This is a genomic window from Actinomadura madurae, from assembly GCF_900115095.1.
GTDB classification, from domain to species: Bacteria; Actinomycetota; Actinomycetes; order Streptosporangiales; family Streptosporangiaceae; genus Spirillospora; species Spirillospora madurae.
The window spans coordinates 561,564-583,369 of sequence record NZ_FOVH01000002.1 but is presented as its reverse complement, the minus strand read 5'-3'; the positions used below and the strand labels follow the sequence as shown (position 1 = coordinate 583,369).

Below are 21,806 nucleotides of genomic sequence, written 5' to 3'. Positions count from 1 at the left end.
CACAGAACTGACGCCGCGTACGGTCGAGATGTGATCATTCGCATCGGCATGGCCCCCGCCGCGTCCACGCTCGGGCCGGACGCGCTGGCCGCCCTCGCGCGCGGCCTCGAACGCGAGGGGTTCGACTCCCTCTGGGTGACCGAGCGGGTCACCGGGCCCGTGCTGGACCCCGTGGTGACGATGACCTACGCGGCGGCGCTGACGTCCCGGATCAAGTTCGGCACCGCCGTGATGGCGCTGCCGGGGCGCTCCCCCGCGGTCCTCGCCAAGGAGCTGGCCTCGCTGGACGTGGTCTCGGGCGGGCGGCTGCTGCCCGCGTTCGGGCTCGGGCAGCGGCACGCGGGCGAGCAGCAGGCGTTCGGGGTGCGGCGGGAGGAGCGCGCCGCGATCTTCGAGGAGGCGCTGCCGCTGCTGCGCCGGTTCTGGGCCGAGGACGAGGTCACCCACGACGGCCCGCGGTTCCACTACGAGCGGCTGCGCGTGCTGCCGAAACCGGCCGCGCGCGGCTTCGACGTGTGGATGGGCGGGACGTCCGACGCGGAACTGCGCCGCACCGGGCGGCTCTCGGACGGGTGGCTCGCCGCGTTCACCACCCCGGCGGAGGCCGAGCGCGGCCGGCGGATCGTCCAGGAGGCGGCGGCGGGCGCGGGACGCGAGATCGAGGAGGAGCACTTCGGCGCGATCGTCCCCTACCGGCGCGGGCCGCTGCCGGCGGAGGCCGAGGAGCGGCTGGCGCGCGTCCGGCAGGTCGCCGGTCCGGCGCCGGCGGGCGATCTCGTCCCCGACCTGGACGGGGTGCAGGCGCACCTGAAGCGGCTCGTCGAGGCGGGCCTGTCGAAGTTCGTGCTGACGCCGCTGGCGCCGCCCGCCGGCTGGGACGCCGAGCTGGCCGACGTCCGCGACGCCGCGCTGCCCCTTCAGACGCGGCGCTGAGCGTCCGCGCCGGGGGCGGCGCCCCGGTCCAGGGCGTCCAGGACGAAGCCCGCGACCTCGCCGGCGAGCCGGTCGGCGGTCTTCGGGCCGTCGGCGCGATACCAGGAGGGCATCTGGTTGACCATGCCGAGCGCGACGATCGTGACGGTCTCGGCGGGCGTCGCGGTGCCGAACACGCCGTCCCGCTGGCCTTGCTCGACGATGCCGCGGAACGTCACGTGGTAGCGGCGCCGGTCGGCGCGGATCGACCGCATCCGGGCGCTGTCCAGCCGGTGCATCTCGCGGGAGAACACCTTGGCCTCGTCGATGTGCTCGGCGGTGCTGCGGACCAGCCCGGTCAGCACCGCGTGCAGCGCCTCGCGGGGCGGCGGCCCCTCCGCCAGCACGGCGCCGAGGTCGGCGAGCTGCCGGGCGATCAGCGAGTGGTAGATCTCGTAGAGGAGATCGTCCTTGGAGTCGAAGTAGTGGTAGAGGGCGCCCTTGGTGACCTCGGCGGCCTCCACGATGCCCTGGACGGACGTGCCGTCGAAGCCGCGCTCGGCGAACAGCCGGAGCGCGGCGTCCAGGATCCGCCGCTCGACCGCGCTCTGCCTGACCGGGACCGTGGACTCGGGCACCGTGGACTCGGACAGGGTCGACTCGGGCGGCGCCGACTCGGGGACCGGCGTCGGTTCCGTCTCCGTCACCTGGGCACCTCCCTGGTGCGCGCGGGCGTTGACTCGGATGTGTCCTGCGCATAGCTTGCCAGAAACCGACCAGTCGGTATGCAGGGAGAGGGAAAGCCGATGCCCGCAGTTGAGACCGTCCGCGGCCCCGTCGACGTCGCCGGCCTCGGACCCACGCTGATGCACGAGCACGTCTTCGTCCTCGGGAGCGAGCACGTCCACAACTACGGCGCCGGCGACTGGTGGGACGAGGAGGAGAAGGTCGCCGACGCCGTCGGCAAGCTCCGCGAGCTGGCGGAGCGGGGCATCGGCACCATCGCCGACCCCACCGTGTGGGGGCTCGGCCGCTACATCCCCCGGATCCAGCGCATCAACGAGCGGGTCCCCGAACTCGGCATCATCGTGGCCACGGGCATCTACACCTACAACGACGTCCCCTTCCAGTTCCACCACCGGGGCCCCGGCACGATGCTGGACGAGGGCCCGGACCCGATGACCGGCCTCTTCATCCGCGACCTCACCGAGGGCATCGGCGGGACCGGGGTCAAGGCCGCCTTCCTCAAGTGCGCCGTGGACCACCCCGGCCTCACGCCGGGCGTCGAGCGCATCCTGCGCGCCGTCGCCGGGGCGCACCGCGAGACGGGCGCGCCGCTCACCGTCCACACCGAGAGCTCGGTCCACGCGGGCCGGACGGTCGTGGACCTGCTCGGCAAGGAGGGCGTCGACCTCACCAGGCTCGTCATCGGGCACGCGGGCGACAGCAACGACCTCGACTACCTGATGGAGCTGGCCGACACCGGCGCGATCCTCGGCATGGACCGGTTCGGCCTCGACATCATCAACCCGACCGCCGACCGGGTCGCCACCATCGCGGCGCTGTGCGAGCGCGGATACGCCGACCGGATCGTCCTCAGCCACGACGCGAGCTGCTTCATCGACTGGTTCGGCCCGGACCCGGCGACGGTGCCGGCGATGCAGCCGAACTGGAACTACCGGCACATCAGCGACGACGTCCTGCCCGCGCTGCGCGAGGCGGGCGTCACCGACGCGCAGATCGACCAGATGCTGGTCGGCAACCCGAGGCGGTACTTCACCCGCTGACGCTCCGCGCGTCCCGGGGATCGGCCCGGCGACTATTCCCTCGAAATCGGGAATCATGGGAGGAACCTGCACGGGAGGAGGCCCATGGTGAGCGAGGGACCCGTGCGGCGCGGTGCCCGCGGCCTGCTGCCGATCCTCCTCGTCACGCTGCTGGCCCTCCTCGCCCCGGGCTGCCGGGTGATGGAGGAGGGCACCGACGACGTCGCGCCGCCCGTCGACGCGGGCCCCAGCAGGACCAAGCCCGCCAAGCCCAGCGGCCGGCGCCCCGGCGTCGTCAACATCGAGACCGAGCAGACCCTCAACGGCACCCGCGCCGCCGGGACGGGCATCGTGCTCACCCCGGCCGGCCTCGTCCTCACCAACAACCACGTGATCCAGGGCGCCACCGCGATCAAGGGCACCGACACCGACAACCGCCGCACCTACACCGCGCAGGTCGTCGGCTACGACCGGACGGGCGACATCGCCGTGATCAGCCTGACCGGCGCGACCCGGCTGAAGGCCGCCCGGTTCGCCTCCGCGTCGTCGGTGCACGTCGGCGACGCGGTGACCGCCGTCGGCAACGCGGGCGGCAAGGGCGGCACACCGACCGTCGTCACCGGCGAGGTCACCGCCCTGGACCAGTCCGTCACCGCGCGCGACGACAGCAACGGGACCTCCGAGCGGCTGACCGGCCTGATCGAGACCAGCGCCCCGATCAAGCCGGGCGACTCCGGCGGCCCGCTGCTGGACTCCACCGGCAAGGTCATCGGGATCAACACCGCCGCGTCCGCCGGGTTCTCGGTGAAGGGCGCGGAGCGGAAGAAGGACCACCGCGGGTACGCCATCCCGTCCGACCGGGCGCTGGAGATCGCCCGGCAGATCCAGCGCGGCGAGGCGTCCTCGACCGTGCACATCGGCAGGACCGCCATGCTCGGCGTCAAGGTCCGCTCCAACGGCGGCTCGCCGGGCGCGCTGGTCACCGAGCTGGTGCCCGGCTCACCCGCCGCGACGGCGGGGATCCCCGTCGGCGCCGCGATCGTCACCCTCGGCGAGAGCGCGGTCGACACGCCCGCCGCGCTCACCGCCCTGATGCTGTCCCACCACCCGGGGGAGGTCGTCCGCATCGAATGGACGACGCGCGACGGCGGCCGGTCGGGGACGACCCTCCGCCTGGCGGAAGGCCCGCCGCAGTAGGACGGGTTATCGTGCGACAGTAGAACGGTCGGACGACCATGAGGATGTGGCCCTATGACGCGCAAGGCGCCCGCCGGTGACTTCGACGACTCGGGTCTGGAGGTCTCCAAACCGAAGGCGTGGGCGGCGGGCGTGCCCGGGGTGACGGCCGCGCTGCGCCAGTCGTACGAGCAGATGGGCGTCCGCCGGACGGCGCTGACCCTGCTGCGCGTCAACCAGAAGCAGGGGTTCGACTGCCCCGGCTGCGCGTGGCCGGAGGGCGACCACCGGCACGTCGCCGAGTTCTGCGAGAACGGCGCGAAGGCGGTCGCCGAGGAGGCGACGACGCGGCGGATCACCCGAAAGTTCTTCGCCGCGCACACCGTCGGGGAGCTGGCCGAGCGGTCCGACCACTGGCTCGGGCAGCAGGGGCGGCTGACCGAGCCGATGGTGAAGCGGGCCGGGTCCGAGCACTACGAGCCGGTGTCGTGGGACGAGGCGTTCCGGCTGCTGGCGGCCGAGCTGACCGCGCTGGAGTCGCCGGACGAGGCGGTCTTCTACACCTCCGGCCGGACGAGCAACGAGGCCGCGTTCGCCTACCAGCTCTTCGCCCGCGCGTTCGGCACGAACAACCTTCCGGACTGCAGCAACATGTGCCACGAGTCGTCGGGGTCCGCGCTGAGCGAGACCCTCGGCATCGGCAAGGGCTCGGTGCTGCTGGACGACCTCTACCGGGCCGATCTCATCTTCGTCGTCGGGCAGAACCCGGGCACGAACCATCCGCGCATGCTGTCGGCGCTGGAGCGGGCCAAGAAGGAGGGCGCGCGGATCATCGCCGTCAACCCGCTGCCCGAGGCGGGGCTGATGCGGTTCAAGAACCCGCAGCGGCCGTCCGGGGTGACGGGCCAGGGCACGGTGCTCGCCGACCGGTTCCTGCAGATCAGGCTGAACGGCGACCTGGCCCTGTTCCAGGCGCTCAACCGGATGCTGCTGGAGTCGGACGCGCCCGACGCCGTCGACCACGAGTTCCTCGACGCCCACGCCCACGGCGTGGACGCGTTCCGCGAGCACGTCCTCGGCCTGGACTGGGACGACGTGCTGGAGGCGACCGGCCTGACCCGCGGGGAGATCGCCGCGACGCTCGGCGACGTCCTCGCCGCGAAGCGGATCATCGTCTGCTGGGCGATGGGCCTCACCCAGCACCGCAACTCGGTGCCGACGATCCGCGAGATCGTCAACTTCCTGCTGCTGCGCGGCAACATCGGGCGGCCCGGCGCGGGCGTCTGCCCGGTGCGCGGCCACTCCAACGTGCAGGGCGACCGGACGATGGGCATCTGGGAGAAGCCGAAGCCCGCCTTCCTGGACGCCCTGGCCGCCGAGTTCGGGTTCGAGCCGCCGCGCGAGCACGGCGTCGACACGGTGGACGCGATCCGCGCCATGCGGGACGGCAGGGCGAAGGTCTTCCTCGGCATGGGCGGCAACTTCGTCCGCGCCACCCCCGACTCCGCCGTGACCGAGGCCGCGCTGCGGAGCTGCCGGCTGACCGCCCAGGTGTCCACCAAGCTCAACCGGTCGCACGCGGTGGCCGGCGAGGTGGCGTTGATCCTTCCCACGCTCGGCCGCACCGAGCGCGACGAGCAGGGGTCGGGGCCGCAGTTCGTCTCGGTCGAGGACTCGATGGGCATGGTGCACGCCTCGCGCGGCCGCCTCGCCCCGGCGTCGGACCGGCTGCTGTCGGAGGTGTCCATCGTCTGCCGGCTCGCCCAGGCCGTCCTCCCCGGATCCGGCATCGGCTGGGACGCGATGGAGCGCGACTACGACGTGATCCGCGACCACGTCTCCCGGGTCGTCCCCGGGTTCGAGGACTACAACGCCCGCATCCGCGAGGCGGGCGGGTTCACGCTCCCCCACGCGCCCCGCGACGAGCGGCGGTTCCCGACCGCGACCGGCAAGGCCAACCTGACGGTGAACGAGCTGGAGGTCCTCCGGATCCCGGAGGGGCGGCTGCTGCTCCAGACCGTCCGCAGCCACGACCAGTACAACACCACGATCTACGGGCTGGACGACCGCTACCGCGGCGTCAAGGCCGGGCGCCGCGTCGTGTTCGTCAACCCCGCCGACCTCTCCGGCCTGGGCCTCGCCGACGGCGCGCTCGTCGACCTCGTGTCGGAGTGGTCGGACGGCACCGAGCGCCGCGCACCCGCGTTCCGCGCCGTCGCCTACCCGACGGCGCCGGGGTGCGCGGCGGCGTACTTCCCGGAGACCAACGTCCTCGTCCCCCTCGACAGCACCGCCGAGGTCAGCAACACGCCCACCTCCAAATCGGTCGTCATCCGCCTGGAGCCCGCGTCCTCGCGGTGATGTAGTCCCGCCGCGGACGCTGGTTTAGGCTGCGGGCATGACGAACCTCCCCGAGCATGCCGGGACGCCCGGAGCGCCGGAGATGCGGGCCGGCGACGCCGACCGCGAGCGCGTCGCGCACGTGCTGCGCGACGCGGCCGGCGACGGGCGGCTGACGCTCGCCGAGCTGGACGAGCGGCTGGACGCGGTGTACGCGGCGAAGACGTACGCGGACCTGGAGCCGCTCACCCGCGACCTGCCGGCGCCGGGCACGGCCGCGCCGCCGGCGCCGGTGTCCGGCGCGGACTGGCGGCCGGTGGAGGGCGCGCCGTCCTGGAAGAGCGGCATCGGGGTCATGAGCGGGTTCCAGCGCTCGGGCGTGTGGAACGTCCCCCGCAAGTTCAGCGCGTTCGCGTTCTGGGGCGGCGGCAAGATCGACCTGCGCGAGGCCCGGTTCGACGAGGGCACGGTCACGATCCGGGCGCTGGCGATCATGGGCGGGTTCGAGATCATCGTGCCGGACGACATCACCGTGCACGTCAAGGGCCTCGGCATCATGGGCGGCTTCGACCAGCGGGCGAGCGGCCCGGGCGTCCCCGGCTCGCCCACGGTGGTGGTGAAGGGCCTGGCGTTCTGGGGCGGCGTCGGCGTGAAGCGCCGCAAGTCCAGCCGGCAGAAGAAGAAGCAGAAGAAGGAGCTCGGAAGCGAGTAGGCGCCGCGCCGCCTGACGCGGAGCGGGTCAGCCGGCGAGGCGGTCGAGCCACTCGTTGAGCAGTGCCGTCTCCGAGGCGCTCAGGGCGGGCGGCGGGGCGGCGGCCAGGGCCGCCTTCAGGGCGGCGGCCTTCAGGGCCACGGCGTCGGCGAGGGGGGCCGCGTCGGGCGGGACGGTGACGGCGGCGAGAACGGCCTCGCGCGTCCGGACCGACGTCTCCCGGTCGCCCTCCTCCCCGGCGGGTGCCGCGATCAGCGTGAGCGTGACCCCGACCCCCGCGGCGTGGATGACGCGCGCGGCGGTCTCCACGGGGACGCGGAGGCGGCCCGCCCGCGCGACGGCCTCGATCAGGCCCAGCAGGATGGCGTCCGCCTCCTTCGCCGCGGCGGGGGTCCGGGACGTCCCGTACATCAGCGTGTAGAACGCCGGGTGGGTGACGCCGTACTCGACGTGCAGGTCCCAGCCCCGGCGCAGGTCGTCGACCGGGTCACCGGTGGTGCCCTGCGCGCGCTTGCTCGCCAGGTACTCGTCGAACCCGTACGCCGCGACGGCGTCGAACAGACCCTGCTTGTCGCCGAAGTGGTGGTAGAGCGTCGGCGCCCCGACGCCGGCGGCGGTGCACACGGCCCGCGTCGAGACGGGCTCGCCGTTCGCCTCGGTGAGCAGCCGGGCCGCCGCGTGGACGATCCGGTCCCGGGTGGCGAGGTCCTTCCGAGCAGTCACAACAACGATGCTACAGAAAATTTCCGAACATCGCTATGCACAACTCGTGTAGCGCGACTATAGTCCTTCTCGTACCAACGCTATAGACGGTCGGACGGCCGTCACGAGACACGAGAGGGGGCGCGGCCATGCGCAGCGCCGTGCTTTCCGGGCCGGGCAAGCCGCTGGAGATCGTCGAGCGGGAGGTGCCCGAGCCGGGCCCCGGCGAGATCCTGGTGAGGGTCACCGCCTGCGGGATGTGCTTCTCCGAGGTCAACCACCTGCGGGGCCACTACCCGTTCGGGACGTTCCCCGCCGTCCCCGGGCACGAGATCAGCGGCGTCGTCGCCGCGCTGGGCGACGGCGTCACGTGGCCCGAGGTCGGTACGCCGGTCGGCACCGGATGGATCCACGGGTCGTGCGGAACCTGCGACCAGTGCGTCCGCGGTGACCAGATCCTGTGCACCGGGGCGCCGAAGCGGGTCACCGGCGTGAACACCGACGGCGGCTACGCCGAGTACTTCGTGGGCCGCGCCGGGTTCGTCACCCCGCTCCCGGACGGCCTCGACCCGGTCGCCGGCGCGCCGCTGATGTGCGCCGGGATCACCGCGTTCAACGGACTCCGCCACGCCGGCACCGCCGCCGGGTCGAAGGTCGCCGTGCTCGGCACCGGCGGCGTCGGGACGATGGCGCTCCGGTTCGCCGCCGCCATGGGCGCCCGCGTCGCCGTGGTGTCCCGGTCGCGGCGCGCCGAGAAGGAGGCGCTGGACGCCGGCGCCGAGGTGTTCGTCGCGACGCGGGAGCAGGACCCGGCGGAGGCGCTGCGGGCATGGGGCGGCGCCGACGTGGTCGCCAACACCGCGCCCGACACCGGGACCGGCCTCGCCGCCTTCGGCGGCCTGCGCCCCGACGGCACCCTGCTCTACCTCGGCATGGGCGCCGAGAACGTGAGCGTGCCGCCGGCGGCGCTCGTCTCGAACCGGCTGCGGGTGATGGGCGTGCCGTCCGGCTCACCGCACGACCTGCGCGACACGCTCGCCTTCGCGAAGGCGCACGGCATCGTCCCCGAGGTGACGCCCGTCACCCTGGACGACGCCCCGCGCGTCCTCGCCGCGATGGACGAGGGCACCCACCGGGGCCGCGCCGTCATCACCTTCGCGTGAACGTGCCCTTCCCGGGGGCGACCCCCGGAACCCCCGCGGTGCGGAGCCGGCGACCTCCACTCCGCCGACGCTCCGCTACGGCCGCCGTCCCCGCCACGGCCGCGCCTTCTCGTAGGCGGCGCACGCGGCCATGACCAGGGCGTCGGCGTGCCGGGCGCCGACGACCTGGAGGCCGACCGGCAGGCCGCCGGAGGTGAGGCCGCACGGCAGGCTCGCGGCCGGCTGCTGCGTCATGTTGAACGGGTAGGTGAACGGGGTCCAGCTCGTCCAGCGCGGGGACGGCGAGCCCGGCGGGACCTCCCGCCCGGCCTCGAACGCGACGATCGGCATCGTCGGGGTGAGCAGCAGGTCGTACCGCTCGTGGAACAGGCCCATCAGCCGGCCCAGCTCCATCCGGCGGGCGGTGGCGGTGAGGTACTCGACGGCCGAGTACCGCGCGCCCTGCTCGCAGATCTCCCGCAGGCCCGGGTCCAGGCGTGCGAACGCCTCCGGCGGAAGGTGCTCGACCACCTTGGCCGCGCCCGCGAACCACAGGACCTCGAACTCCTCGACGGGGTCGCCGAAGCCGGGGTCGGCCTGCTCCACCTTCGCGCCCAGCTCGGTGAAGACCTCGGCGGCGGCGGCGACGGACGCCGCGACCTCGGGGTCGACCCGCGCGAACCCGAGGTCGGGGCTGAAGGCGATCCGCAGGCCGGTCAGGTCGTCCGGGCCCGCCTCGGTGAACGGGACCTCCGGCGGCGGCAGCGACGACCAGTCGCGGCCGTCGGCGCCGCAGATCACGTCCAGGAGCAGGGCGGCGTCGGCCACGGTGGTGGTCATCGGGCCGGTGTGCGCGAGCGTCCCGAACGGGCTCGCCGGGTAGTGCGGGACGCGGCCGTACGTCGGCTTGATGGTGAACGTGCCGGTGAACGCGGCCGGGATGCGCACCGAGCCGCCGCCGTCGGTGCCGAGCGCGAGCGGCGCCATCCCCGCCGCGACGGCCGCCGCCGCGCCGCCGGACGACCCGCCCGGCGTGCGGGACGGGTCCCGCGGGTTGCGGGTGACGCCGGTCAGCGGGTTGTCGGTCACGCCCTTCCAGGCGAACTCGGGCGTCGTCGTCTTCCCGACGAACACCGCGCCCTGCTCGCGCAGGCGGGCCACCGACGGGGCGTCCTCGTCCCAGGGGCCCGCCGGGTCGATCGTCGTCGAGCCGCGCAGCGTCGGCCAGCCCCGGGTGAGCAGGACGTCCTTGATGGAGACGGGCACGCCGTCCAGCGGCCCGAGGGTCGCGCCGCGCCGCCACCGCCCGGCCGCCTCACGGGCCATGTCGAGCGTGGTCTCCCCGTCGACCAGGCAGAACGCGTTGAGCTCCGGGTCGTCCCGCCGTATCCGGGCGAGGACGGCCTCGGCGGCCTCGACCGGGGAGAGCGTCCCGGCCGCGTACGCCTCCACCAGTTCGGTCGCGGTCAGATCGGCCGCGTCGGCCATGGCTACCCCCTCTGGTTCGAACCCACATAGCCGAGCCGCTTGTCCACGACGTTGCGGAGCGGGCGGCCGGACACGTAGCGGCCGAGATTGGCGGCGAACAGCCGGACCAGCTCGTCCCGCCAGCCGATCACGTCGCCGGACATGTGCGGGGACACGATGACGTTCGGCATGTCCCACAGGGGCGAGGACGGCGGCAGCGGCTCGTCCTCGAAGACGTCGAGCGCGGCGCCCGCGATCCGGCCGGCCCGCAGCGCCTTGACGAGGTCGGGCTCGGCCACCAGCGCGCCCCGGCCCACGTTGATCAGCCGCGCGGACGGCCGCATCCGGTCCAGCGCGGCGGCGTCGATCATGCCGCGGGTCTGCGGGGTGAGAGGGGCGGCGAGCACCACGTAGTCGGCCTCGGCGAGCGCCTCGTCCAGCCGCTCCATCGGATGGACGAGGCCGAGGTCGGAATCGGCGTCGCGGGCGGTGCGGCCGGCGCCGGTGACGGCCAGGCCCGCCGCGGACAGCCGGCGGCCGATGGCGCGGCCGATCGGGCCGGTGCCGACGACGAGCGCGCGGGACCCGGTGACGCGCTCGGTCTCGCGGTGCCGCCAGCGACGCTCGCCCTGAAGGCGCAGCGTGCCCGGCAGGTCCTTGGCGAAGGCCAGCACCAGCCCGAGGACGTACTCGGCGATCGGCTCGTCGAACACACCTCGCGAATTGGTGACTTTAGTCTCACTCTCGATGAGGGCCGGGAACATCAGCCGGTCGACGCCGGCGCTCGCGATGTGCACCCACCCGGGCCCGCCGGACGCCGGCCAGGCCCCCGCGAGGGCGTCGGAAAGGAAGTCCCACATGAAGAGGACGTCGGCGCCCGGAAGCGCCTCGGCGAGCTCTGTTTCGCGCACGTAACGGACCCGCGCGAGGCGCTCGGCCTCCGCCATGCCGCGCGGCTCGACGTCCCCGACCAGCACCACCACGTCGGGCGGGCCGCCGGAGGCGTGCTGAACAGGGTCCATCGGCGTCACTTCCGGGGTGTGCGGAGTTTACGAGAAGGCAACTCGTGGAGGCATTGACACGCTAGGAAGCGTTCGTAGGATTGTCAACAATCAGCGCGGTGCACCACGGCCCTGGTCACCGCACTGACCCCTGTGCTGCAAGACCGTCGCAACCGAAGCCTGGCCAGGACGGATCCCAGAGCGCTCTAACTCAAGCCCCCTCCGGGGGGTGTGGGGGTCACCCCCCACGACCATGGAGAGTCCTTTCGGGTGGCGACGATCTCGCCAACCCCACTTCACGGGGAGGTCCGGCATGCCCAAGCTCATGACCATCACTCTGGAGCGTCGTGGCGTCTCGTGCGTCGCGGAGCTGCTGGAGAAGGACGCGCCGCGGACCTGCGAGGCCGTGTGGCGCTCCCTGCCCCTCGGAGGCGACGCGTACCACGCCAAGTACGCCCGCAACGAGGTGTACACGATGGTCGAGCGGTTCTCCGAGGACGAGGTCGGCCTGGAGAACCCCACCGTCACCCCCATCCCGGGCGACGTCGTCTACTTCTCCTTCCCCGGCGGGATGCTCGACCGGAAGTTCAAGGAGGAGAAGAACATCCACGCGCTGCCCGGCGTCATCGACCTCGCGATCTTCTACGGCCGCAACAACCTGCTGCTCAACGGCGACGTCGGGTGGGTGCCCGGCAACGTGTACGCGACGATCGTCGACGGCCTCGACCGGATGGCGGAGGCGTGCAACGACGTCTGGCGATCCGGCGGGGTCGGCGAGCGCCTCGTCTACGCCCGCGCCGAGTCCTAGAGCGGTGGGCACCCAGATGACATTCGACCCCACGCTGGTCGTCGGCCCCGAGCTGCTCGCGCAGCACGGCATCGGCGTGGTCGCGCCCTTCGACTTCGCGCTCGACCGCGAACTGTGGCGCTGGACCCCAGACGACGTCTCGCTGTACATGACCCGGCTCCCGTACGTACCGGTGCCGGTCACCGTCGAGATGGCCTCCGCGCTGTCCGACCAGTCGATCGTCCGGCAGGCGACCCGCGACGTGCTCGCCCCCGAGCCGCTCGCGGTCGCCTACGCCTGCGCGTCCGGCAGCTTCATCCGCGGCAAGGCCGGTGAGCTGCAGCTGCACCAGTCGATGACGGCGGCCGGCGCGCCGGTGTCGACGACGACGTCGGGCGCGCTGGTGGAGTCGCTCCGGCTGCTGAACGTCCGCCGCATCGCGGTGGTCACGCCCTACATCGACGCCGTCACCGAGCGGCTCGTGTCGTTCCTCGGCGAGTACGGCATCGAGGTGGTGTCGTCGGTCGGGATGGGGCTGCTCAGCCACATCTGGAAGGTCGGGTACGGCGAGATCGTGTCCGCGGTGTCGACGGTGGACGGCCCCGAGGCCGAGGCCGTCTTCATCAGCTGCACGAACGTCCCGACCTACGACATCATCGCGCCGCTGGAGCAGATGATCGGCAAGCCGGTGCTGACCGCCAACCAGGTGACGATGTGCTCGGCGCTGCGCGCGATGGGCCGCTCGGCGGCCGGTCCCGGGCAGTCGCTGGTACAGCTCGCCCCGTCCACGGCGGCCTGATCGCCAATGATCCGCGAGGTTAGGATTGTCGACAACATGGGGCACAACGGGTTGACCGCCGGATTCCTCTACCCCGGCTACAGCGCCGAGGACGACTATCCGGTCATCGAGCGCGCCCTGCGGGAATCGGGAGCGGGCGGCGTCAGCCTGCCGGTCGTGCACACGCTGATGCGCGAGGACGCCCACCGCGTCGACGCGCTGCTCGACATCGGCGGCGCCGACGTCCTCGGCGAAGGCGCCCGGACGCTGCGCGACATGGGCGTGCGGGCCGCGGTGTGGGCGTGCACCAGCGGCAGTTTCGTGTTCGGCTGGGACGGCGCCGCGCAGCAGGTCGCGGGCGTGCGGGAGGCGGCGGGCGTGCCCGCGTCCAGCACCTCGTTCGCGTTCGTGAACGCGGCGCAGGCCCTCGGCGTGACGAGGGTCGCGGTGGCCGCGACCTACCCGGCCGACGTCGCCGAGCGGTTCGTGGCGTTCCTCGCGCACGCCGGCATCGAGGTGGTGGCGCTGTCCTGCCGGGGCATCGTCACCGCCGCCGAGGTCGGCACCCTCGGCCGCGACGAGGTGCTCGCGTTCGTCGCGGCCAACGACCATCCGGACGCCGAGGCGGTGCTGGTCCCCGACACAGCGCTGCACACCGTGGCCTGGCTCGACGAACTGGAGGAGCGGGTCGGCAAGCCGGTGCTGACCGCCAACCAGGTGAGCGTGTGGGAGGGGCTGCGGCTCGCGTCCGGCCCCGAAGGCCTCCCGCCGCGCACCGGGCTGGGCCGGCTGTTCGCCGCGCCCGCCACCGTCCCCGCCGCGGGACGAGATACCTGGAAGCCGTGACGAAAGGGGCCCGCCCATGGGCCGGTTGGGTGAGCTGGAACCTGTCCCCCGCAAGTCGACCGTCGAGATCGTCTCCGACGAGCTGCGCTCGGCGATCATGTACGGGTCGCTGGAACCCGGCGCGCAACTCGGCGAGGCCGAGCTCGCCGGGCGCCTCGGCATCAGCCGCGGCCCGCTGCGCGAGGCGATGCAGCGGCTCGTCCAGGAGGGCCTGCTCGTCAGCGAGCCGCACCGCGGGCTGTTCGTGATCACCCTCGACGAGGGGGACGTCGAGGACGTCTACCTCGCCCGGCTCGCGATCGAGCGCGAGGCATGCCAGCTCATCATGGAGCGGAACCGGGGCGAGGCGGTGGCCCGGCTCACCGACGCCCTGGACGCGCTGGTCGACGCCGCGAGCCAGCGCGACCGCGTCGCGATGAGCGATGCCGACCAGGCGTTCCACGAGGTGCTGGTCAGCTCGTCCGGCAGCCCCCGGCTGGAGCGGATGGCGCACACGCTGCTGGTGGAGACGCGGATGTGCCTGAACGCGCTGCAGGACACCTACCCCGAGCCGACCGAGCTGGTCGAGGAGCACCGGCGGCTCGTCGACGCGATCGGCGACGGCGAGGAGGAGCGGCTGCTGACCCTCATCGAGGAGCACATGACCGACTCGATCGAACGGCTCCGCGTCACCTGACGCCCGGCCCGCCCCCGGCCCTGGACATCCGGACCGCGGGGCACCTACATTGCAGATTGTCGACAATCTACCGGAGGGACGCATGGCTACGCTCTCACCCCTGCTCAAGCAGGCCACCCCTGTTCTTGCCGAGCGCGGCGAGGGCGTGTACCTGTACGACACCGACGGCCGCCGGCACCTCGACTTCACCGCGGGCATCGGCGTCACCAACACCGGCCACTGCCACCCGCGCGTGGTCGAGGCCGCGCAGAAGCAGGTCGGGACGCTGATCCACGGGCAGTACACGACGGTGATGCACCAGCCGCTGCTCCGGCTGACCGAGGCCCTCGGCGACGTCCTGCCGGACGGCCTGGACTCGCTGTTCTTCCTCAACAGCGGCAGCGAGGCCGTCGAGGCGTCCATCCGGCTGGCCCGGCACGCCACCGGGCGGCAGAACATCGTGGTCTTCCACGGCTCCTTCCACGGCCGGACGATGGGCGCCGCCGCGCTCACCACGGCGGGCACCAAGTTCCGCGCCGGGATCGGCCCGCTGATGCCGGGCGCCGCCATCGCGCCGTTCCCGCAGGCCTACCGGTACGGCTGGCCGGAGGAGGAGGCCACCCGCTTCGCGCTGCGCGAGCTGGACTACCTGCTCGTCACCGCCAGCCCCGCGGCCGACACCGCCGCGTTCGTCGTCGAGCCCGTGCTCGGCGAGGGCGGCTACATCCCGGCGCCGCCCGCGTTCCTGGAGGGGCTGCGCGAGCGCGCCGACCGGCACGGCATCCTGCTGATCATGGACGAGGTGCAGACCGGGTTCGGGCGGACCGGCCGGTTCTGGGGGCACGAGCACTCCGCGGCGCGCCCGGACGTCCTGATCACGGCGAAGGGGCTGGCCAGCGGGTTCCCGCTGTCGGCGATCGCGGCGCCGGCGGCGCTGATGGAGAAGGCGCGTCCGGGGTCCCAGGGCGGGACGTACGGGGGCAACGCGGTCGCGTGCGCCGCCGCGCTCGCCACGCTCCAGGTCATCGCCGACGAGGACCTCGTCGGCAACGCGGCCCGGCAGGGCGCGCGGCTGAACGACGGGCTCCGCAAGGTCGCCGCCGACCACCCGGAGATCGGGGACGTGCGCGGGCTCGGGCTGATGCAGGCCAGCGAGTTCACCACCGGGGACGGCGAGCCCGACGCCGCCGCCGCGACGCGGGCGCACAAGGCCGCCGCCGAGCGCGGGCTGCTGCTGCTCACCTGCGGCGCGTACGGCAACGTCGTCCGGATGATCCCGCCGCTGATCGTCGACGAGGAGCAGGTCGACGACGCGCTCGGCATCTGGTCGCACGCCGTGGCGGACGCGACCGGCTGACGCGACCCGGGGCACGGGCGTTTCCGGGGAGGAGGCGCGGCGCCCGGTGGTGAAAGGGCGAGGCCACCGGGCGCCGCGGCATCCGGGCGCGTCAGCCGAGCGGCCTCGCGCAGTCGATGGGCCAGTACGGGCCCCAGACGTCGAGCGAGTTGAGCACGAACTTGATCATCACCGGGTCGAAGGCGATGCCGACGTGCGCGTTGGTGTCGTTCGGGCACTTGTCCTGGAGCAGCACGTTCTGGGCGTTCGACCCGTTCAGGAACTCCGACGTGTAGGGCGTGACGACCTCGTCGTACTTGGTGGCCAGCACGATGTACGTCGGGCCGGGCTCGGTGTCGCCGCCCTCGTTCAGCTTCTTCAGGAAGTCGGATCCGACGATCTGCTGGCCCGCCGCCGGCGCGGCCCTGACGACCGCCTGCGTGATGCCGAGCAGGCTGCCCAGCTCGACCAGGCCCGACATGTTGGTGCCGTGGTTGGACGGGACGATCCCGACGAGCCTGTTCACCTTCGCGGCCCCGCCGAGGAACTTCATGTAATAGCGCGGCATCATGCCGCCCTGTGAATGGCCGACGATGTCGACCTTCGGCGCCCCGGTCGACGCGAGCACCCTGTCGACGAACGCCGACAGTTCACCGGCCGAGGTGGGAATGTCGTAGATTCCCTGGATGGGGCCGTCCTTCGGGCCGCCGTAATTGAGGGCGTAGACGCAGTATCCGGCCTTCTTCAGCGCGGGCGAGAGCTTCTGCCAGTTGAACGCCATGTTCTCGAAGGTGCCGTGCACCAGCACCACCGGGCGGGGGTGCAGGAACGAGGGTTTGCAGTTCCAGTCGTTCGCCCCCTCCGGGCTGGTCTCCGCGTGCGCGGCGGGTGCCGGCGCGGCGAAGGCGGCGGCCATCGCGGCGGCCATGACCGCCCATGAGCGGAGCCGTCTGAAACGCATGGGCATCTCCCTTGATGCGGGCACGACGAAATCGCCGGACGTCCGGCCATTTCTGCTTGTCGTGACGGTCGGGGTGGAGTGCCCACAACGTACGGCCGCTTTCCGGCGCGGTCTTGTGGACCGGCCGCCGGTTACCTCGGGGGAATTGTCAGCCGATTCACAACCGGCCCGGCGCGCACGTCATCCGACCTGCGTTTTCGTCGGAACGCCGCATACCTACCGGTTCGCGCCGCTCACGAGGCGGTCATTCGCGGGTGAGGCCGTCGACGAGGGCGCGGAGCCCGTCCAGGTAGGTGTCCTGCGCGGTCAGCGGCGCCCAGTCCGGGGCGACCTCCGCGAGCCGCGGCAGTTCCGTCCCGTCCAGCTCGGCGAAGACCTGGTCACGGTAGGTCGGGCGGTCGTCCCGGGCCCGCCGGCGGGCCGCCGCCGCCCGGACGATGATCTCCCCCGCGGTGTAGTACCAGATGGCCCGGTAGGCGTGCACGGCCCGCTCGGGGGCGAGCCCGCACTCGGCGAGACCGTCCAGGATCTGCTCGACGAACCACAGCGCCGACCGCGACATCAGGTCGTCGGCGGTGAGGACCTCGGCGATCCACGGGATCTCGGCGAGCGACTCGTGGATCGCCGCCGCGACGGCGACCACCCGCTCGCGCGGGTCACCGGGAAGCTCGGGCCGGCGCAGCCTCCGCGCGGCGTAGTCGTCCACCAGCAGCAGGAGCAGCTCGTCCTTGTCGCGCACGTGGTGGTAGAGCGCCATCGGGGTGCTGCCGACCTCCCCGGCCAGCCTCCGCATGGTGAGCCGGCCGACGCCCTCCTCCGCCACGATCCGGCGGGCGGCGTCGACGATCTCCTCGCGGGAGAAGCGGGGCGGCCGGCCCCGCTGGGCGGACTGTCGCGGCATGCCGCCCATCATCGCGGGTTCGACACGGCGGGGTCCCTCCGGATACTTTCTATACATGTACAAAAATTCTTCCGGACGCCCCGGAGTGGTGCTGGCGGCCGCGTCCGTCGCCCAGTTCGTCGTCGCCCTGGACATGGCGGTGGTCAACGTCGCGCTCCCCGCGATCCGCGCGTCGCTCGGCTTCGCGCCGGTCGGCCTGTCCTGGGTCGTGCACGTCTACGCGCTCACCTTCGGCGGGTTCCTGCTGCACGGCGGCCGGGCCTGCGACCTGTACGGACGGCGCCGGCTGTTCGTCCTCGGCCTGGCGGTCTTCGGCCTGTGCTCCCTCGCCGGCGGCCTCGCCCAGGCGCCCTGGCAGCTCGTCGCCGCCCGCGCCGGCCAGGGCCTCGGCGCCGCCGCGGTCGCCCCGGCCGCGCTCGCCCTGCTGACCACCACGTTCGAAGGCCGCGCCCGCGTCCGCGCCCTCGGCGTCTGGAGCGCGGTGAACGCGGCGGGCGGCGCGCTCGGCGTCCTCGCCGGCGGCCTCCTCACCGAGTACGCGGGCTGGCGCTGGGTGATGCTCGTCAACCTGCCGATCGTCGCGGTCGCCCTCGCGCTCGTCCCGGCGGGCGTTCCCGCGCAGGTCCGCGCCGCCGCGCGGGACCGGATGGACGCCCTCGGCGCGGTGCTGGCCACCGCGGGCATCGGCCTGCTGGTCTTCGGCGTCGTGCGCACCGACGTCCACGGCTGGACGTCCCCGGCGACCCTCGCCACGCTCGCCGCGGCCGCCGTCCTGCTGGCGGCCTTCGTGGTCACCGAGTCCAGGACCCCGGCGCCGCTCGTCCGCCTCGGGCTCCTGCGGAGCCGCTGGGTGGCCGGCGCGAACGTCATCGTGTTCCTCGCCGCCGCGGGCCAGTTCGCCGCCTTCTACTTCGTCTCGCTGTACATGCAGGGGGTTCTCCACATGAGCGCGGCCGAGACGGGCGCGGCGTTCCTGCCCTTCTCCGCCGGGATGGTGGCCGGCTCCCTGGCGGCGGTGCGCGTCACCTCGGCCCGCTCGCCCCGCGCCGCCCTGATCCCCGGCGGCCTGCTCGCCGCCGCGGGCCTCGGCTGGTTCGCGCTCATCAGCCCGGACGGCGGCTTCCTCACCGACGTCCTCGGCCCGTCGCTGGTCTGCAGCGTCGGCACCGGCCTCGTCCTCGCCCCGGTGGCCGTCGCCGCCACCACCGGCGTCGCGGCGAGCGAGGCGGGCATGGCCTCGGGCCTGCTGAACAGCTCCCGCCAGCTCGGCGGCTGCGTCGGCCTGGCCGCCCTGGCGACCCTCGCCGCCCGCCATACCGGCGACGCCGCCACCGCGTCCGCGCTGAACGGCGGCTACGCCCTGGCGCTCACGGTCTCCGCGGGCCTGTTCCTCCTCGCGACCGCCGCCGCCCTCACCCTCCCCCGCCGCAAGGCCACCACCGCCGGGCCCGGGTCAGGCCTGGGCGACGGCGCCTTCCTTGAGGAGGGCGTCGACGTCCTCGAAGCCTAGGTCGTCCAGGACGGCCCTCGTCTGGCCGCCGGGCAGGACGGGGACGCCGTCGGTCTCGGCGGGGGTGCGGGAGAAGCGCGGGGCCGGGGCGGGCTGGCGGTGGCCGGCCAGGTCGGGGAAGACGTCGCGGGACGTGTTGTAGGGGTGCGCGGCGGCCTCGGCCATGGACAGGACGGGGGCCACGCAGGCGTCGCTCGGGACGAAGATCTCCGTCCACTCGTCGCGGGTCCTGGTCTTGAAGACGGCGGCGAAGCGCTCGCGCAGCGCGGGCCAGCCGGACCGGTCGTGCTGGGCGGGCAGGTCCTCGCCGTCGAGGCCGATCAGGCGGAGGAACTCGGCGTAGAACTGGGGCTCGATGGCGCCGACGGCCATGTGGAGGCCGTCGGCGGTCTCGTAGACGTCGTACCAGGGGGCGCCGGTGTCGAGCATGTTGACGCCGCGGCGGTCCTCCCAGAGGCCGCCCGCGAGGAAGCCGTGGATGAAGGTGGACAGGTGCGCGGTGCCGTCCACGATGGCGGCGTCGACGACCTGGCCGCGGCCGCTCGCCCGCGCCTCCAGCAGGGCCGACAGGACGCCGACCACCAGGTACATGCTGCCGCCCGCGAAGTCGCCGAGCAGGTTCATCGGGACCTGCGGCGGGCCGCCGGCGCGGCCGATGGCGTGCAGGGCGCCGGTGACCGCGATGTAGCCGACGTCGTGGCCGGCGGTGTGCGACAGCGGGCCCTCCTGGCCCCACCCGGTCATCCGCCCGTAGACGAGGCGCGGGTTGCGGGCGAGGCAGGCGTCCGGGCCGATGCCGAGGCGTTCGGTGACGCCCGGGCGGAACCCTTCGAGGAGGATGTCGGACTTCTCGGCCAGGCGGAGCACGACCTCCCTGCCGCGCTCGTTCTTGAGGTCGATGGCGATCGACCGCTTGCCGCGGTTGGTGAAGTCGGTCCCGCCGGCGGTCTCACCGTCCCGGACGGTGGAGGCGCGGTCCACCCGGATCACGTCGGCGCCGAGGTCGGCCAGCAGCATCGCCGCGAACGGCCCCGGGCCGATCCCGGCCAGCTCGATCACCCGTACTCCGGAGAGCGGCCCCTTGCCCATCTGCGACTCCCTGAATCTCGTTCGGTCCCCACCAGTGTGCCCGATCAGGGTAAGCGGGCGCTGATCCGGGGCGCCGCTAGCGAGCCGTCAGGGTGACGCGCGTGCCGGGAGTGCCCTTGGCGACGAGCAGCCGCTTCCGCGTCGTCGAGCGGCGGACGCCGTCGGCGTGCGGGACGAGGCCCCGCCCGGCCGCGGCCACGTAGTACGAGCGGCCGGACGGGGCGCGCCACCACGTCCCGCTCACCGGGCGGCCCGCGTCGCAGGGACCGGTGGCCCGGTCCTCGGCCGCGAGGAGCGTCGCGGCGGCCGCCGTGCCCTCGTCCGCGTACGTCAGCCGGGTGCAGGCCCAGCTCGCGGACTTCCCGCCGTGCGGCAGCCTCCCCGACCAGAACTCGAACGCCATGGCCTCGGAGACGGGCCGTTCCTGGCGGGGCGTCGCGCAGGCCACGCGGTCCCACAGGTCGCGGGCAGCGGGGCCGAGGCGCGCCGGGCGGTCGGGTCCGCCGGGACGGTGGGCGGGCGAGTGGTAGGTCAGCACGGCGGCGCGCGGACCGCCGAGGTCGCCGAACGTCCGGGAGCCGAGGTGGAAGAGGGGGCCGCGGCCGCACCCGGTGTCCGGGCGGACGGGGCCGGTCACGCCGCCGGACACCGCGAGGCGCCGTCCGGTGAGGCTCTCGGGCACGGTGTCCCAGGGGGCGAGGAGGTAGTGGCCGCCGCCGAGGGCGATCGGGGCGGACGCGCCGGTGCCGGCGGTGACGACGTCGACGCGGCCGGCGGTGTAGCGGGCCAGCCGGACGCCACTGCGCAGCACGGCGAGGGACGCGCCGCCGAGGTGGCCGGCGAAGAGGAGCTGGGCGGTGCCGCCGGCGGGGCGGCGGTCCGCGGGGGCGGCGGCCCACGCCGCGGCGGCGCGCCGGGTGAAGGCCGCGTCGCCGGTGAGGTCGCCGCGGGCGGGCCAGACGTCGAGGGTGCGCGCGCCGCGCGTCCAGGCGTCGGGTGCCGCCGTGACGAGGCGCGGCGCGCCCGGCGTCTCCCGGGGCACTGGGCGCTCGGTCATGACCAGCGCGCCGGCGAGCGCGACGGTGAGGACGGCGGCCGTGGCGACGGGCAGCAGCGAGCGGTTGCGGACGGGACGCAGCAGCGAAGGCTCGAACTCCTCGCCGCGCCGGGGGGCGGGCACGGTGGCGGCCTCGGCGGCGCGGATCACCGGCCACGGTTCGCGCACCCGGAGCTCGACGAGCTGGTCGTGGACGGCGTAGCGGGGCAGCCCCTCCACGTACCGCAGGACGTAGGCGACGCGGACGTGCGGTTCGAGCTTGGACAGGGCCGCGGTCAGCGCGGGGTCGGGCAGCCGGGTGGGGAGCGCGCGCAGCCACGGCCCGAGACCGATCTGGAACCGGCGGGAGGGGCGCATCGCCCGGCGCAGGACGCGGGTGCGGCGCCGCGCGTGCCCGGAGGGGGAGCGGTCGCGGGGGCCGCGGGCGGTGGAGTCCACGATCCGGCGGGCGATCGCCAGCCGGTAGACGCGCTTGCCCCGTCCCGGCAGAACGAAATAAGCCATTCGGACAAGGTCGCCATATGCCGATTTCGTCGGCGGCATTTCCGTCCGCGGATTCGTCATGACATCGTCCGTCACGGCGAGCCACTCCCTCTGGGCCGTTCCTTCGTCGCGAACCCCGAGGTTAGGGCGTGGAAAGCGGCCACCGGAACGGAATTGGCGCAATG

Annotated in this window: 20 protein-coding genes; 12 read left to right on the top strand and 8 right to left on the bottom strand. The window is 73.6% G+C overall.

The genetic code is table 11. The features are described from left to right. The first annotated feature begins 30 nt into the window (after positions 1-30). Positions 31-933, top strand: coding sequence for an LLM class flavin-dependent oxidoreductase (locus tag BM339_RS08440; RefSeq protein WP_075020429.1), 903 nt, complete (start codon positions 31-33; stop codon positions 931-933). Here the strand turns inward: BM339_RS08440 and BM339_RS08435 are convergent. Beyond that, positions 918-1,619, bottom strand: a complete 702-nt coding sequence (locus BM339_RS08435; protein ID WP_021596181.1) for a TetR/AcrR family transcriptional regulator — start codon at positions 1,617-1,619, stop codon at positions 918-920. The two genes, BM339_RS08440 and BM339_RS08435, sit on opposite strands and share 16 nt — an antisense overlap. Positions 1,620-1,718: 99 nt before the next feature. Here BM339_RS08435 and BM339_RS08430 point away from each other — a divergent pair, with 99 nt between their 5' ends. The 4 genes from BM339_RS08430 (at position 1,719) to BM339_RS08415 (ending at position 6,906) form a co-directional block, all read left to right on the top strand. Continuing rightward, positions 1,719-2,699, top strand: a complete 981-nt coding sequence (locus BM339_RS08430; protein ID WP_075020428.1) for a phosphotriesterase family protein — start codon at positions 1,719-1,721, stop codon at positions 2,697-2,699. 87 nt (positions 2,700-2,786) lie between these two features. Continuing rightward, a complete protein-coding gene (locus tag BM339_RS08425) occupies positions 2,787-3,875 on the top strand; it encodes a S1C family serine protease (RefSeq protein WP_075020619.1) in 1,089 nt (362 codons plus the stop codon). Between the two features lie 54 nt (positions 3,876-3,929). Then, positions 3,930-6,215: an FdhF/YdeP family oxidoreductase gene (locus tag BM339_RS08420; RefSeq protein WP_075020427.1), complete on the top strand. Its 2,286-nt coding sequence runs from the start codon at positions 3,930-3,932 to the stop codon at positions 6,213-6,215. A 37-nt stretch (positions 6,216-6,252) separates the two neighbouring features. Continuing rightward, on the top strand, positions 6,253-6,906 hold the full coding sequence (locus tag BM339_RS08415; protein WP_021596185.1) for a DUF1707 SHOCT-like domain-containing protein: 654 nt from the start codon (positions 6,253-6,255) through the stop codon (positions 6,904-6,906). A 27-nt stretch (positions 6,907-6,933) separates the two neighbouring features. Here BM339_RS08415 and BM339_RS08410 read toward each other — a convergent pair whose 3' ends face one another. Next, positions 6,934-7,629, bottom strand: coding sequence for a TetR/AcrR family transcriptional regulator (locus BM339_RS08410; RefSeq protein WP_021596186.1), 696 nt, complete (start codon positions 7,627-7,629; stop codon positions 6,934-6,936). A gap of 128 nt (positions 7,630-7,757) precedes the next feature. On the opposite strand from BM339_RS08410, the gene BM339_RS08405 reads away from it, so the two are divergent. Then, complete coding sequence (locus tag BM339_RS08405) at positions 7,758-8,771, top strand: alcohol dehydrogenase catalytic domain-containing protein (protein ID WP_075020426.1); 1,014 nt, start codon at positions 7,758-7,760, stop codon at positions 8,769-8,771. Between the two features lie 75 nt (positions 8,772-8,846). Here the strand turns inward: BM339_RS08405 and BM339_RS08400 are convergent, their stop codons facing one another. Both BM339_RS08400 and BM339_RS08395 read right to left on the bottom strand, forming a co-directional pair. Continuing rightward, complete coding sequence (locus tag BM339_RS08400) at positions 8,847-10,238, bottom strand: amidase (protein ID WP_075020425.1); 1,392 nt, start codon at positions 10,236-10,238, stop codon at positions 8,847-8,849. Between the two features lie 2 nt (positions 10,239-10,240). Continuing rightward, a complete protein-coding gene (locus BM339_RS08395) occupies positions 10,241-11,239 on the bottom strand; it encodes a D-2-hydroxyacid dehydrogenase (protein WP_218163595.1) in 999 nt (332 codons plus the stop codon). A gap of 304 nt (positions 11,240-11,543) precedes the next feature. Between BM339_RS08395 and BM339_RS08390 the strand changes: the two genes are divergently transcribed. From BM339_RS08390 to BM339_RS08370, 5 genes are all read left to right on the top strand, one after another. Continuing rightward, the gene (locus BM339_RS08390; protein WP_177287656.1) at positions 11,544-12,026 is read left to right on the top strand and encodes a DUF3830 family protein; all 483 of its coding nucleotides are present in this window, start codon (positions 11,544-11,546) and stop codon (positions 12,024-12,026) included. A 16-nt stretch (positions 12,027-12,042) separates the two neighbouring features. Next, positions 12,043-12,804: a maleate cis-trans isomerase family protein gene (locus BM339_RS08385; protein ID WP_021596191.1), complete on the top strand. Its 762-nt coding sequence runs from the start codon at positions 12,043-12,045 to the stop codon at positions 12,802-12,804. Positions 12,805-12,840: 36 nt separating this feature from the next. After that, positions 12,841-13,629 (top strand): maleate cis-trans isomerase family protein, encoded by a 789-nt coding sequence (locus BM339_RS08380; protein ID WP_177287646.1) that lies wholly within the window; start codon positions 12,841-12,843, stop codon positions 13,627-13,629. A 16-nt stretch (positions 13,630-13,645) separates the two neighbouring features. Beyond that, positions 13,646-14,305, top strand: coding sequence for a GntR family transcriptional regulator (locus BM339_RS08375; protein WP_021596193.1), 660 nt, complete (start codon positions 13,646-13,648; stop codon positions 14,303-14,305). A gap of 82 nt (positions 14,306-14,387) precedes the next feature. After that, entirely contained in the window at positions 14,388-15,641 is a 1,254-nt protein-coding gene (locus tag BM339_RS08370; RefSeq protein ID WP_024936289.1) for an aspartate aminotransferase family protein, read from the top strand. A 91-nt stretch (positions 15,642-15,732) separates the two neighbouring features. Here the strand turns inward: BM339_RS08370 and BM339_RS08365 are convergent, their stop codons facing one another. Both BM339_RS08365 and BM339_RS08360 read right to left on the bottom strand, forming a co-directional pair. Beyond that, positions 15,733-16,581 (bottom strand): esterase/lipase family protein, encoded by an 849-nt coding sequence (locus tag BM339_RS08365; protein WP_083597436.1) that lies wholly within the window; start codon positions 16,579-16,581, stop codon positions 15,733-15,735. A gap of 244 nt (positions 16,582-16,825) precedes the next feature. Then, the gene (locus BM339_RS08360) at positions 16,826-17,482 is read right to left on the bottom strand and encodes a TetR/AcrR family transcriptional regulator (RefSeq protein ID WP_024936291.1); all 657 of its coding nucleotides are present in this window, start codon (positions 17,480-17,482) and stop codon (positions 16,826-16,828) included. Between the two features lie 55 nt (positions 17,483-17,537). On the opposite strand from BM339_RS08360, the gene BM339_RS08355 reads away from it, so the two are divergent. Next, entirely contained in the window at positions 17,538-18,992 is a 1,455-nt protein-coding gene (locus BM339_RS08355) for an MFS transporter (protein WP_075020423.1), read from the top strand. On the opposite strand, the gene BM339_RS08350 is transcribed toward BM339_RS08355, so the two are convergent. Both BM339_RS08350 and BM339_RS08345 read right to left on the bottom strand, forming a co-directional pair. Next, a complete protein-coding gene (locus tag BM339_RS08350) occupies positions 18,936-20,081 on the bottom strand; it encodes a CaiB/BaiF CoA transferase family protein (protein ID WP_021599649.1) in 1,146 nt (381 codons plus the stop codon). The genes BM339_RS08355 and BM339_RS08350 overlap by 57 nt on opposite strands. A gap of 76 nt (positions 20,082-20,157) precedes the next feature. Continuing rightward, positions 20,158-21,642 carry a hypothetical protein gene (locus tag BM339_RS08345; protein WP_075020422.1) on the bottom strand — a complete coding sequence of 495 codons (1,485 nt, stop codon included), beginning with the start codon at positions 21,640-21,642 and terminating at the stop codon, positions 20,158-20,160. Between the last annotated feature and the right edge of the window lie 164 nt (positions 21,643-21,806).